Origin of the sequence: Kitasatospora sp. NPDC059088 (assembly GCF_042738155.1) — a bacterium.
In the GTDB taxonomy this organism is placed as follows: domain Bacteria; phylum Actinomycetota; class Actinomycetes; order Streptomycetales; family Streptomycetaceae; genus Kitasatospora.
Genome location: NZ_JBHYGR010000210.1, coordinates 1 through 11837, shown reverse-complemented (window position 1 = coordinate 11837; position 11837 = coordinate 1). Strand labels below are relative to the sequence as shown.

At 73.1% G+C, this 11837-nt stretch carries 13 protein-coding genes and 1 pseudogene; 5 read left to right on the top strand and 9 right to left on the bottom strand.

The window, feature by feature from the left end; all coding sequences use genetic code 11:
* Nucleotides 1-122: 122 nt before the first annotated feature.
* A complete protein-coding gene (locus tag ACFWXO_RS43390; protein WP_380532275.1) occupies nt 123-1139 on the bottom strand; it encodes a hypothetical protein in 1017 nt (338 codons plus the stop codon).
* 216 nt (nt 1140-1355) lie between these two features.
* Between ACFWXO_RS43390 and ACFWXO_RS43385 the strand changes: the two genes are divergently transcribed.
* Nucleotides 1356-1670, top strand: coding sequence for an ArsR/SmtB family transcription factor (locus ACFWXO_RS43385; protein WP_380532272.1), 315 nt, complete (start codon nt 1356-1358; stop codon nt 1668-1670).
* Nucleotides 1671-1877: 207 nt separating this feature from the next.
* Nucleotides 1878-3158 (top strand): MFS transporter, encoded by a 1281-nt coding sequence (locus tag ACFWXO_RS43380; protein WP_380532269.1) that lies wholly within the window; start codon nt 1878-1880, stop codon nt 3156-3158.
* A 39-nt stretch (nt 3159-3197) separates the two neighbouring features.
* Here the strand turns inward: ACFWXO_RS43380 and ACFWXO_RS43375 are convergent.
* The 4 genes and pseudogenes from ACFWXO_RS43375 to ACFWXO_RS43360 all read right to left on the bottom strand — a co-directional run.
* Nucleotides 3198-3671, bottom strand: a pseudogene (locus ACFWXO_RS43375) (histidine phosphatase family protein); the annotation flags it as partial.
* Nucleotides 3672-3787: 116 nt separating this feature from the next.
* Nucleotides 3788-4810, bottom strand: coding sequence for a phosphotransferase family protein (locus tag ACFWXO_RS43370; RefSeq protein WP_380532266.1), 1023 nt, complete (start codon nt 4808-4810; stop codon nt 3788-3790).
* An 85-nt stretch (nt 4811-4895) separates the two neighbouring features.
* Nucleotides 4896-5243 (bottom strand): ArsR/SmtB family transcription factor, encoded by a 348-nt coding sequence (locus tag ACFWXO_RS43365; RefSeq protein WP_380532263.1) that lies wholly within the window; start codon nt 5241-5243, stop codon nt 4896-4898.
* A 197-nt stretch (nt 5244-5440) separates the two neighbouring features.
* The gene (locus ACFWXO_RS43360) at nt 5441-6073 is read right to left on the bottom strand and encodes a TetR/AcrR family transcriptional regulator C-terminal domain-containing protein (protein WP_380532260.1); all 633 of its coding nucleotides are present in this window, start codon (nt 6071-6073) and stop codon (nt 5441-5443) included.
* 169 nt (nt 6074-6242) lie between these two features.
* Between ACFWXO_RS43360 and ACFWXO_RS43355 the strand changes: the two genes are divergently transcribed.
* The gene (locus tag ACFWXO_RS43355) at nt 6243-7037 is read left to right on the top strand and encodes an alpha/beta fold hydrolase (protein WP_380532257.1); all 795 of its coding nucleotides are present in this window, start codon (nt 6243-6245) and stop codon (nt 7035-7037) included.
* A gap of 47 nt (nt 7038-7084) precedes the next feature.
* Here ACFWXO_RS43355 and ACFWXO_RS43350 read toward each other — a convergent pair whose 3' ends face one another.
* The 3 genes from ACFWXO_RS43350 to ACFWXO_RS43340 all read right to left on the bottom strand — a co-directional run bounded on the left by ACFWXO_RS43350 (nt 7085) and on the right by ACFWXO_RS43340 (nt 9837).
* Nucleotides 7085-8578 carry an FAD-binding protein gene (locus tag ACFWXO_RS43350; RefSeq protein ID WP_380532254.1) on the bottom strand — a complete coding sequence of 498 codons (1494 nt, stop codon included), beginning with the start codon at nt 8576-8578 and terminating at the stop codon, nt 7085-7087.
* Nucleotides 8579-8789: 211 nt separating this feature from the next.
* The gene (locus tag ACFWXO_RS43345) at nt 8790-9116 is read right to left on the bottom strand and encodes a hypothetical protein (protein WP_380532251.1); all 327 of its coding nucleotides are present in this window, start codon (nt 9114-9116) and stop codon (nt 8790-8792) included.
* A 49-nt stretch (nt 9117-9165) separates the two neighbouring features.
* Nucleotides 9166-9837, bottom strand: a complete 672-nt coding sequence (locus ACFWXO_RS43340; RefSeq protein ID WP_380532248.1) for a TetR/AcrR family transcriptional regulator — start codon at nt 9835-9837, stop codon at nt 9166-9168.
* A gap of 78 nt (nt 9838-9915) precedes the next feature.
* Here ACFWXO_RS43340 and ACFWXO_RS43335 point away from each other — a divergent pair, with 78 nt between their 5' ends.
* The gene (locus ACFWXO_RS43335; protein ID WP_380532245.1) at nt 9916-10806 is read left to right on the top strand and encodes an alpha/beta fold hydrolase; all 891 of its coding nucleotides are present in this window, start codon (nt 9916-9918) and stop codon (nt 10804-10806) included.
* 78 nt (nt 10807-10884) lie between these two features.
* Entirely contained in the window at nt 10885-11013 is a 129-nt protein-coding gene (locus ACFWXO_RS43330; RefSeq protein ID WP_380532242.1) for a hypothetical protein, read from the top strand.
* A 37-nt stretch (nt 11014-11050) separates the two neighbouring features.
* Here the strand turns inward: ACFWXO_RS43330 and ACFWXO_RS43325 are convergent, their stop codons facing one another.
* Entirely contained in the window at nt 11051-11695 is a 645-nt protein-coding gene (locus ACFWXO_RS43325) for a hypothetical protein (protein WP_380532239.1), read from the bottom strand.
* Nucleotides 11696-11837 lie beyond the last annotated feature (142 nt).

Here is an 11837-nt window from a genome sequence, read left to right as displayed (position 1 = left end):
CTCCTACCAGCGGTGTACGACAGACAACGCCGTCGATCCTACTGCCCGCACCCCGCGCCCGACGCGGGGTGACCGAGGAGCGGACACCCTCCCGCCAGGTGCTCCGGCTCGGGTGGGGGCCGCTACGAGGGCGTGATGCCGTCCTGGCCGAGCAGGCCTGGTGCGTCGGGCCCGATGCGGGCGGAGGCGGCCGGGCCGTACCGCCCTACGGAGGTGTGGACGTAGTAGTTCCCGGCGATCATGTCGCGGAGGTTGTCGACGTGGCGGTGCACCGCTTCACGACCGCCGCCGGACAGGCCCAGCCGGTCGCAGAACCCCGCAGTGCCCTGGTGCAGGTCCAGGAACGCCCGCAGGTGCTCGTCGGCCGTCGCGATGACGTAGCGGATCGCCGAGTCACGGGAGCGGCCCTGTTCCGCCATGACGAACTGGACGAGGTTGGGTTCGCCGCGGGCCTCGTCCTTCTCCAGGCCCGTGACCTCGTTGACGAGGACCACGTGATCGACGGTGTGCCGGCGGGCGGTGGTGAGCCGCCCGCTGTGCCAGGCCAGCGACGGCACCTCGAAACGACCGGCCGCCTCCAGCAGATGGAGGGTCGGCCGCACCGCGATCGAGTGTCGCCGTACCTCCAAGTGTTCGTCGACGGTGGGGACTTCGCCGGTGCGCCGGTTGGCCTCCTCGGTGAGGTTCGCGTACAGGTAGTCCAGCCAGCTCCTGGCCGCACGGCGGCTCCACTCGGCCGACCGCCCCTCGGTCATGTCCGCCCAGAGCCGCGCGAAGGCGGCGCCGATCCGCGTGGTCGGCGGGCGGGGCGACAGGGCGGGGCGGCCGAGGAGGTCGGCCATCTCCAGCGCCGCGGCGACCGCGGCGTCGGCGGGCTGTCCGGACGGGGTGTCGAAGAAGTCGTCGAAGATGAAGTGGAAGGCCATCCCGTTGGTCAGCAGGTCGACGTCGTCCCCGGGTTCGGTGCAGAAGTCCGTGCCGAACTCCGCGACCCCGCTGGCGGCGTACAGCGCCACGGCGCTGTCGGTGGGCAGCAGCCCGAACTGCCGGGCCCACTGGATGTTGCGTTCCAGGGCGGCGGGCGTGTCCGGGTGCGACCGGCGGGGGTAGGGCATGAAGAACTCGGCATCCTGGGGCACTCGACCGCTCCTCGCGCGTGTGACCGGCAACGCATCCAAGATCAGCGGTGCGCGGCGCCCCGGTCAGGGCGCACCGCCCGGCGCACGAAGGCATGTGCATGGCGGGAGTTCGGCGGTCGCCGGGCGGGGCGGGGGCGGCTTGACACGGTTGATCGTATCGAGAATATTAGATGCGTCCTGGTGTCGAGGGTGTCCGTGGTCGGGGAAGGAGCGTGCGTGGTGGATCCGCTGGCCGTGCACAAGGCGCTCGCCAACCCGGCGCGTGCGGATTTCCTGCGCTGGCTCAAGACGCCCGAGCGGTACTGGGACGAGGCGTACTACCGCGAGCGCGGGGTGGGCTTCCACGTCGGGGTGTGCGTGACCGACATCCGCGAGCGTTCGGGCCTGGCCCAGTCGGTGGTCTCCGGGTATCTGCAGATCCTGCGTGACGCCGGGCTGTTGGTGTCCGAGCGGGTCGGCAAGTGGACGTTCTACCGGCGTGACGAGGAGACGATCGCGGCCTTCGCCGCGTACGTGCGCGACGAGCTCTGAGGTCGTGCCCGGCCGGGTGCCGCTCGACCGGGTTCGTGGTGCGGGGGTGCCGGGGTGCCGTGGTGCTGTGACGTCGATGAGGGGTGCCCTTGGGTGGGCGCCCCTCTTCTTCGGCCCTGATTCATCTAACTATCTAGATTTGTCGTTGCGGATTCGGATGGCGATCCGGCCCGTGGACGGCCCGTGGACGTGAGAGGGAGGCTGTTGATGGACGGTGTACGAGGTCCGCGCGCGGCGCTGGCGGTGGGGGCCCTGGCGGTCGGGGTGTTCGGAGTGATCACCACCGAGATGGGGGTGGTCGGGGTGCTGCCGCGCTTGTCGCAGCACCTGCACGTGGCTCCGGCCACCGCGGGCTGGCTGGTCGGCGTCTTCGCGCTGACCGTGGCCCTGGCCGGGCCGCCGGCCACCCTGGCGGCTTCCCGGCTGCCGCGTAAGGCGGTGCTGGTGGCGGTGCCGGTGCTGTTCGCGGTGTCCAACGCCGTGTACGCGCTCACCGACTCCTTCCCGGTGATGCTCGCCTTCCGCGTCCTGCCGGCCCTGGTGCACCCGGTGTTCTTCGCCCTGGCGCTGACCGCCGCCACCCGGCTGGCCCGCCCCGGCCGGGAGGGACGGGCGGTGAGCGTCGTCTTCGCGGGCGTCAGCGCCGGCTTCGCCTTCGGGGTCCCGCTGACCGCCTACCTCGCCGACCACCTCGGCCTGGCCGCCGCGTTCTGGAGCGCCGCCGCGGTCAACCTGCTCGCCGCCGCCGGCCTGCTGGTCCTCTTCCCCCGCCTGCCCCGGGAGCAGCACGTCTCGACCGCCGGACAGCTCGGCATCCTGCGCAGCGCCCGACTGTGGCTCGCGGTGGCGGCCGTGACCCTGATCTTCGCGGCGATGTTCGCCGGCTACGGCTTCTTCGCCGAGTACCTGGAGAGCGTCACCGGCCTCGCCCCCTCCCTCACCGGCGCCGCCCTGATGGCCTTCGGCGCCGTCATGACCGTCACCGGCATCGGCTTCGGGCGCCTGCTGGAACGCGACCTGACCCGCACCGTCACCGCCTACCCGCTGCTGTACGTCGGCCTGTACGCGCTGCTGTACGCGCTCGGCACCCATCCGGCCGCGATGGTCGCGGGCGTCCTGCTGTGGGGCGCCGTCCACTCCGGGGGACTGGCCGTCGCCCAGGGCTGGCTGGCCCGCGACGCCGCCCGGGCACCGGAGTTCGGCAACAGCCTGTTCATCTCCTTCTCCAACCTCGGCATCACCCTGGGCACCGCCCTGGCCGGCGCCACCGTCACGGTCGCCGGTCCCCGCCACCTGCCCCTGGCCGGCGCGGCCCTGGCGGCCCTCGCCCTCGCCGCCGTCTGCGCCCGCCGTCGCGTCGGCCCACCCACCCCGCCGGCGGGCGTCCCGGGCCGGGCCGTGGTCTCGGCCCCGGCCGCGGAGCGGGCCCCGTCCCGCAGCGGGGTTCAGGCGGGCGGCGGCCAGGGCCAGGGCGCGGGCAGGCTGTAGTACCAGCCAGGGCGGCGGTTCGCGCAGGACGTCCTCCAGGCGGGCGCCGGCCAGCATGCAGTCCAGCGCCCAGCGGTTGGCCGAGTGTGCGATCAGCAGGACGCGCCGTCCGTCGAACCCCGCGGCGAGGTCGGCCAGGAAGGCCCCGGTGGCGGCGAGGACCTGGCGGTGGCTCTGCCCACCGGGGTACGGGTGGTCGGCGCAGTACGGGCGCAGCGCCGCGACCAGGGCGGCCGGGGCGCCGTTGAGGGTGCCGTAGTCGCACTCGCGCAGTCGGGGGTCCTGGTGCAGGGGCGGGTGGCCGCCGGGGAAGGCGATGCGCGCGGTGGCCACCGCGCGGTGCAGGTCGGAGCTGAACACCGCCGCCAGCGCCTCGCCCCGGCGCCGCTCGCCCAGCTCGGCGGCCTGGCGCCGGCCCAGCGGGCCCAGGCGCCCGGGCAGGTGGCCGGTGGCGATGCCCGCTTCGTTGTCGGTGGTCGTGGCGTGCGTCTCGTAGACGATCTCCACTGCCATTCGCCGGTTCCTCCCTGCCCCGCCCCTGGGCTGCCCTGCCCTGCGCTGTCGGGTGGCCTTGCGGTGGCCACCGGTGCTCGCCGGGTCGAGGGGAGGGTGCCCGGGGCGGGGGCCGACTACGCGTAGCGCTCGAACAGGGCCGCCACGTACTCCTCCAGGCGGGCGGACAGCAGCTGGGTGCTCAGGTCGGTGCGGCCCAGTTCGCGCCAGGGCACGGCGACCTTCTCCGCGTCCGGCGCGAAGGCCAGCGCGTCCAGCAGCCGCCAGTACAGGTGGTCCTCCCCGGTGGCGGTGAGCGTGCCGCCGGCCCGCTCGTAGGCGTCGGCGAAGGCCAGGCCCGTCTCCACGCCGTGCAGCAGGGCCAGCGCCGTCGAGCAGTGGGCGACGTCCAGGTCGGTGGGGCCCCAGGAGGTCTCCACCCAGTCGACGACTCCGCTGACCGCGAGTTCCGCCCCCGTACCGTCGAACAGCACGTTGCCCGGGTGGAAGTCGCGGTGCAGGAAGGCACCTCGGTGCTCGGGGGCCGGGCGGCCGATCAGCGTCACCGCGCGCTCCCACAGTTCCGGTCGCTCGGTGGCGGGCGGCACCTGCACGCGTTCGGGGGAGGTCCAGGCCTGCCAGGCCCGCGGCCGCTGCTCCTCGTCGACCTCGACGGTGTGCACGGCGGCCAGCTGCCGGGCCAGCAACTCCACCCGCCGCGCCACGTCCCCGTCCTCCTGCACCCGCACCCCGCCGTCCAGGTGGGTCATCAGCAGCGACGGGTGCTCGCCGTGCTCGCCCCGGGCGTCCACCGCGCGCAGCCGGGCCGCCGGGATGTCGCGGGCGGCCAGCAGGCGCAGCACGTCGGCCTCGCGCTCCAGCATGCCCGGGGCGTGGCGGACGTAGAAGGGCTTGACGAAGGAGCGCAGCACCAGCGAGTAACGCCCGCTGCCGTCCCGGCCGTTGTCGCCGTTACCGCTGTTGTCGTGGTTGCCGTCGTCGCTGCTGTCGCTGTTGACGGATTCGATGTCCAGGCGGCGCATCTGCGAGGTCCACCCGCCCTTGAGCGCCCGCACGCCGGCGATCCGCTCACCGGGCGCCAGCGTGCCCTCGACCCACCGGCGCGTTCCGGCCCACCCCTGGACGTCGTCCTCGGTCATGGTCGACCACCCTACGCCCCGCCCCGCGCACCCGTGCAGACGCCCTTGCCCCGTACGAACGGCCTGGCGGCGGAGCCGCTGGTCACTAGGGGCTTGGTGGGTGGGGCGTGCGGTGGGCTTCGGTGTCGGCGGCCGCGATGACTGCGGTCAGGAGGCCGGGGAAGCGTTGTTCGAGTTCCTCGGTGCGGAGGGTGTTCATCTTGGTGGTGCCGACGTAGTACTGCCGTACCACTCCGGCCGCGCGCAGGACGGAGAAGTGGTGGCTGGAGGTGGAGCGTCCGATGGGTAGGTCGAAGGAGCCGCAGCTCAGGTCAGCGCCCGAGTGGGCGAGGGTGTGCACCACTTTGCGCCTCGCCGGGTCGGCGAGGGCCTCCAACACCTGCTGGACGTTGACGTCCTCCACACCGGGGTGCACGATCACTCGCGCCGTCACGCGTGCCCGTCCCACACCCACCACCCCTTCCCACGCCTGGCCCCCGTTCCGAGTCGAACCCCCGTCAACCGCCGCGCACGGTGCGCGACTTCATGGCAGACGCTACTACGGGACGGGGTCCCGCCACGCCCGCTGCAACACCTCTGCAACACGAACCGCGCGCCGACCGCCCGAACGGGTGGTGTCCTCGGTGTTCCTCAGGCGAGTTGGGAGGCCAGGCCCGTGGTCAGCAGCGTGAGGCCCGCGGCGAACGTGGCGTCGGGGCCGGGGTGTTCGGTCTGCCACTGCACGAGGAGCGGGAAGTGCGCCGGGTCCGGGCCGGCGGCCTCGCCGGTGGGGGCGGGCTCCTGTTGCTCCTGGAGGACGAATCCGATGACGTAGCTGGTCACCGCGTGCCCCAGCACTGCTGCTTGGGCCGGTGTGAGTCCCTGTGCGCTCATCAGGGCCAGGCCGTCCTCCACGGACCTGAGCGTCGCCGTTCCGGGGACGAGGTGTCCCGACACCAGCCGCGCGCCGTCGCGGCGTCCCAGCAGTGCCCGGCGCAGCCGGTGCGCGAACGCCTCGGTGTGCTCCGCCCAACTGCCCGGCTTCGTCTCCGCCTCCGCCTCCGCACCCTCGCCTTTGCCCGTCACGGGTGCGGAGAAGGCCGGGGCCACGACGGTGTCCGCCATGGCCGTCAGGAGCTCCTGCTTGCTGCGGACGTGCCAGTACAGCGCCCCGGGGGCCACGCCCAGGCGTTCGGTCAGTGCCCGGGTGGTCAGTCGCTCGAGCCCGACCTCGTCGAGCAGGTCCAGTGCGGCGGCGATGACGTCATTGCGGTGCAGCGCCATGGTGTCGGCGGGCTCCTTCCGGCGGGAAAGCTTGGGGGCAGGGGGACTTGAGCTTAGCTCAGGTCATCTGCCTATGATCGACCTGAGCGATGCTCAAGTGGCTTCGGGCCTTCCGGGCTCTCGGGCTTCGGGCTTTCGGGTTTCGGGCGAGCAGACATGGAGGCGTGGCATGGGTGAGTACGTGAACGTCGGTGGACATCGCACCTGGTGCGAGATCCAGGGCGAGGGTGACCCCGTCGTCCTGCTGCACGGGGGAGGGGTGACCGCCGACAGCTGGTGGGGCCAGATCCCGGCCCTTGCCGCGCACTTCCGCGTCCACGCCCCCGAACGCCGCGGCCACGGCCGCACCCCCGACGTCGAGGGCCCCGTCACCAGCGACCTGATGGCCGGTGACCTCATCGCCCTCCTGGAGACCCTCGGCACCGGCCCCGTCCACCTGGTCGGCTGGAGTGCGGGCGCGACCGTCGCCCTGCGGACGGCGCTGCGCCGTGCCGATCTGGTCCGTTCCCTGGTCCTCATCAGCGGTGGTGTCAGCCGTGCGGGTTCCACCGACGCCGACGCCGCGATCCTCGACGACACCGCGCCTCTGGAGGCCATGCTCCGCCCCCAGTACGAGCCGCTGTCCCCGGACGGCCCGGCCCACTTCCCCGTGGTCTTCGCCAAGTGGCTGGCCATGTGGCGGGAGGAACCCGACATCGGCTTCGCTGCCCTGGCCGACCTGCCCATGCCCCTGCTGGTGATGCAGGGCGACGACGACGGCGTGCGCATCTGCCACAGCGCCGCCGTGGCCGGAACCGCCCCCCACGGCCAACTCGCAGTCCTGCCCGGCACTTCCCACACCGCCCCGCTGGAGAAGCCCGACCTCGTCAACCGCCTCCTGCTCGACTTCCTCACCCAACCCGGCCCGCCCGCCAGGCAGTTCGCGCTCGGCGCCCTCGCCCAGGCGGCCCGCGACCACGCCTGACCGCCCCGGGGCCCGCGCCCGGTGATGCGGGCCCCGGGTGCGCGGGGTCAGGTGGTGTGGATGCCCTGGCCCGGGGTCAGGATCCCCGCCGGGTCGAAGCGCCGCTTGGCCCGCGTCACCCGCTCCCACAGCCCTCCGTAGTGTGCCTGCCAGTCGGCGCCGCTCATGCCGGGTACCGCGCCGATGAGGTAGCGCTTGCCGCCGAGCTGCACGGCCCGCTCGTACAGGCGCCGGTTGCGCTCCAGCATGGCGGCGGTGTCGGCGCCCGGCGCGGGGAAGGCGAGCAGGTCGAAGTGCCAGCCGACGGGGGCATCGGGCAGGACGGCCAGCGGCGTCGCCACCTTCGCCCGCGCGTACGGGTAGAACAGCAGCAGCCCCGCCCCCAGGTCGGCGGCCGTCAACTGCTCGGCGGCCTCCCGCATGAACACCCCTGCCGTGGCGGCGGGCAGGAACAGGCTCAGCCACGGCTTCGGCAGCCCCCAGAAACCGGCCGAGCGCAGGTACCCCGCGAAGGCGTCGACCCGGAACGCGTACTCGCGCCAGCCCTGCTCCACCACGGTCGTCTCGCCCGCCACCGGGTTCAGGCCCGCCAGCAGCGCCTGGCGGTCCACCGGCCGGTCCGCCGGCCCGTACGCCACCAACTCGGCGGTGTAGCGCCAGCGCTGTCCGTCCGCGCTGCGCACGACGTTGCCGACCTGGAGGTCGAAACGCCCGTCGGCGAGCACTTTCTGCTGGTCGGCCAGGTAGGCGTCCAGGTCGTCGTAGGCCAGGGTGAAGACGGTGGACCGCGCCGGGGCGGGCATCAGCGCCAGCGTCGCCCGGACGATGATCCCCGCCTGCCCGCCGCCGGCCAGCACCGCCTCGAACAACTCCCGGTTGCGCCCGCGCGAGGCGGTCACCAGCTCACCGGTGCCGGTGACCACCTGGAGTTCGCGCACCGTGTCCGTCTGCAGGCCGTGGTGCTGCACCGCCCCGCCGATGCCGCCGACGCTGAGCGTCCCGCCCACCGACAGGTGGAGGTAGTCCGTCAGCACGGGCGGCACCCAGCCCTTGGCCAGGCCCGCATCGACCAGTTGCGCCCAGGTGGCGCCGGTCTCCACGACGGCCTCACCGGGCCGTATCGAGATGACCCGGTTCAGGCCGCGGGCGTCGATCGCGATGCCGCCGAGCGGGTTGGCCTGGCCGTAGTTGGAGTGCGACTCCAGGGAGGCCGTCCCCTGCGCGGCCGCGTCCCCGCTCTGCCCGTTGACGGCCACCGGGACACGATGGCGCCGGGCGAAGGCGACCACCTTCTGCACGTCGCGCACCGAGCCGGGGCGCAGCACCGCGCGGGGCGCGCGGGTGACCAGGTGCCCGAAGTCGGTGGAGAACCGCTCCAGACCGTCGCCCTGCTGCAGCGTCACCGCCCCGTCCAGGGCGGGCAGTTCGGCGACGTCCGCGTCGGGAGCGGTGGCCCAGGCATGGGCAGTGGTGCTCCACCCGACGACGGCGGCGCCGGCACCGGCGATCAGGGCGCGGCGGGACAGGCCTGACCTGCTCATCTCAGGGTTCTCCGATCAGTCGTCAAATAGGGATTGTTGTACCGCAACCATCCCGCGACCACCTACCCGGCTCGTGCGGACCGTGCTGCCTCGTCGTCCGAACCCTGTCACGCGGACGGGGACGCCGGTGGCGCGCCCGTCACCCGGATCTTGTCACCCGGACCCTGTCACCTGGTGGGCTGGGCACCGCGCCAGGCACCCCACCGGAACGTCACCGCTCCACGTTCAGGCGGCGCATGGGCGGGCGATCGAGCACCTCGATGTACATGATCCGGTCGTCCACGACGTCCAGGACCAGCATGCCTTTCGAAGGCAGGAGCGGCACACACCGATGGCCGGGACCGTACGGCTGCCCCCGCGGATGCTCCGCCGTGCGGATGCTCTGGCAGAAGTCGTCACCACAGCCACACTCGCCGACCAGCCGAACATCCCTGACGCTGACGGCCAGGCCATCTTCTCCCTCACTCTCCAGGAGGGCACTCAGCTCGTCGACGAGGCCGGGGAAGACATCGCGAAGGAGGGGATGCTCCGGTTCCATGGGGTGAGGGTAGCCGGAGTGATCAGCTGTGTGTTCAGCTGCGGGGGAGTCAGCCCAGGACGCCGGTCAGGGCGTGGAGGAGTACGGCGTCGAACCGGTCGCGAGGATCGTCGGGCGGGGAGGCGGCGAGCAGGGCGGTGATGCGGGGGTGGCTTCCCGCAGCGGCGACGTGGTGGAGGTAGGCGGCGGTGCGGCGCGTGGCGCCGGTGTCCGCGGCAGCCGTTTCGTTCTGGACGAACAGCGCGGTCAGGCCGCTGAGGAGGGCGAAGGCCTCGATTTTGCGGGCGTGGGCGGCCGGGTGGTCGGCGAGCACGTCGAGCACGTGCTCCAGGAGGTCGATCCCGTGGGGGCCGAGGGTGGGGCGGCTCATGACCATGGCGGGCAGCCAGGGGTGGCGGCGCATGATCTGCCGGGCCTGACGGGCGACGGCGAGCAGGTCGGCCTGCCAGTCGCCGGTGGGGGCGGGCAGGTCGTAGTCGCTCGCGGTGCTGTCGGTCATCAGGTCGAGCAGGTCGTCGCGGGTGGCCACGTAGCGGTAGAGCGAGGCGGCGCCGGTGCCCAGGGCGGATGCGACGCGGCGCATGGAGACGGCCTCCGGGCCCTCACGGTCGGCCAGTTCCACCGCGGCCGCGGTGATCTCGGCGCGGCTGCGTTCGGCCGGGCGTCCGACCGCCGCCTGCTCCGGCCGCATCCAGATCACCGGCTCCTGCTGTCCTGCCACTGCCACCTCCTGCGTTGTCACCAGCCTACCTATCGCATACGGTGTTCGCGAACAGTGTATGCGAATGGGAGGGATGCGATGACACTCTTCGCCCACAACGGTGAGATCCGGATCGCCTTCGAGGACCTGGGCGGTGAGGGCGGCGACCCGCTGCTGCTCATCATGGGACTGGGGGCCACGCGGTTCTGGTGGCCGGACGGCCTGGTGGCCGAACTGGTCGGCCGCGGTTTCCACGTCGTGGCCTACGACCAGCGCGACGCCGGCGAATCCACCCGCCTCCCCGACCGGCGCGTCGGCCCGCCGATCAAGGCCCTGCTGCAGCGAGAAGCCCCCGCCTACGGCGTCGAGGACCTCACCGACGACGCCATCGCCGTCCTCGACGCCCTCGGCTGGAAGGGCGCCCACCTCTTCGGCCACTCCATGGGCGGGCTCGTCGCACAGCGCATCGCGATCCGCCACCCGCAGCGCGTACTGAGCCTGACCACCTCCGCCGCCGTCCCCAGCGACGGGAAAGGCCTGAGCGTCCTGCGCTACCTGCGCCTGGCATGCCTGCCCCGATTCGCCCGGCTCCACTACCCCGAGACCCCGCAGGGCAACCTGGACCTGGCCGTGGCCGTCGCCCGCATCCTGGCCGCGCCCGGCCGGCCCGTCGAGGAGCGGGATGTGCGCGAGTTCGTGGAGAAGGAGGCGGCGCACGAGGTCGCGAGCTTCCGTGACGCAAAGGCGCAGAGCCGGCAGATCGGCGCGAAGTGGCACGGCGGGCGGCTCGGCGAGATCACTGCACCGACCTTGGTGTTGCACGGCGAACGCGACCCGCTCCTACGGGTGGCGTCCGCGCGCGCGATCGCTGCGGCGGTTCCCGGTGCCCGCCTGCGCCTGGTGCCCGGCGTCGGCCACTTCCTCGCCCGCGACGTCTGGACCACCTACGCAGACGAACTGCGCGCGCTCGCCGACCGCGCCGTCGGGTGATTGCGTGGTGGTGGGGTTGCGGGGTGTGGGGGTTGGTGCGCCGTAGGCTGGGCGAGCTGGGGACGGAGTGTCATCGGGGTGGCACCCCGCCGGGCCGCTGCGGTGGCCGTCGCTGTCCTGTCCACCGTCACCCTCACCGTGGGCCTGGCCCTGCTGTGCACCACCGCCCGCCGCCGTGCCTGGCGCCCGGGCCGATGGCAGGCCTGACCCGGCACCACCCCGGCCGCACCGGGTCGGCTCGCCCTCAGCAGTAGCCGTCCAGCCGGGTCGCGCCCTTCGGGGCGAGGCCGGGCCAGGGGCGTCCGGCGCTGTCCGCGGCGGCGCAGCGCAACGCATCGAGGAGGGTGCTTCCCGGGTAGCCCCGGAAGCTCGCGTATGCGCCGCGGTAGTAGCAGCTCCAGTAGCTCACGACGCGCCGCTGGGTCCGGTCGAAGTAGGCCGGGTTGGCCATGATGAACTCCCCGTAGGCGCGCCGGAGCCGGCTCCCGGGGTCGTCGAGGCCGCGGAGTGCGTCGCGGATGTCGGTCAGGATCTCCACGACGTACTCACCGGCCAGCTGGACGACGAACGGGACGACCCAGTCGTCGCAGGAGCCGACGATCCGCGCCAGGTGGAGCTGGCGGACCCGGCCGTCGTGGTGCCTCGAGTACAAGCAGTGCAGGAGCTGCCGCTGACGCGGCGACAGGTGGGCGACCCGGTCCCGGGGCACCTCGTCGTGGTGGATCCGGCCCGGGATCGAGAGCGTCTCCCCACGCACCACCACCGCGAAGGGCTCGGAGGGGCGCAGCCGCACGTTCGGCATGACCTCCAGGACCCTGCGGGCGTCACCGGCGAACTCGGCCGGGAACGCGGCGGCCAACGGGCTGTCGGGGTGGCGGAACGGCTCCATCGTCCGAGCATACGTTCGCCCCGGTGGCCCGGGCCCGGTGCTGTTCGTGGTCAGGTGTTGGTGGGGTGGATGCCTTCGGTGACGTGGGCGGCGAGGTGGAGGTAGGCGCGGCGGGTGCGTGGGTGCAGGCGGGTGGGGTCGA

Excerpts from the sequence above, each read along its gene's own strand:
- ACFWXO_RS43350 (WP_380532254.1), bottom strand. The coding sequence starts at position 8,578 with ATGAGCAGGTCAGGCCTGTCCCGCCGCGCCCTGATCGCCGGTGCCGGC.
- ACFWXO_RS43370 (WP_380532266.1), bottom strand. The coding sequence starts at position 4,810 with ATGACCGAGGACGACGTCCAGGGGTGGGCCGGAACGCGCCGGTGGGTC.
- ACFWXO_RS43355 (WP_380532257.1), top strand. The coding sequence starts at position 6,243 with ATGGGTGAGTACGTGAACGTCGGTGGACATCGCACCTGGTGCGAGATC.
- ACFWXO_RS43380 (WP_380532269.1), top strand. The coding sequence starts at position 1,878 with ATGGACGGTGTACGAGGTCCGCGCGCGGCGCTGGCGGTGGGGGCCCTG.
- ACFWXO_RS43335 (WP_380532245.1), top strand. The coding sequence starts at position 9,916 with ATGACACTCTTCGCCCACAACGGTGAGATCCGGATCGCCTTCGAGGAC.
- ACFWXO_RS43360 (WP_380532260.1), bottom strand. The coding sequence starts at position 6,073 with ATGGCGCTGCACCGCAATGACGTCATCGCCGCCGCACTGGACCTGCTC.
- ACFWXO_RS43325 (WP_380532239.1), bottom strand. The coding sequence starts at position 11,695 with ATGGAGCCGTTCCGCCACCCCGACAGCCCGTTGGCCGCCGCGTTCCCG.
- ACFWXO_RS43345 (WP_380532251.1), bottom strand. The coding sequence starts at position 9,116 with ATGGAACCGGAGCATCCCCTCCTTCGCGATGTCTTCCCCGGCCTCGTC.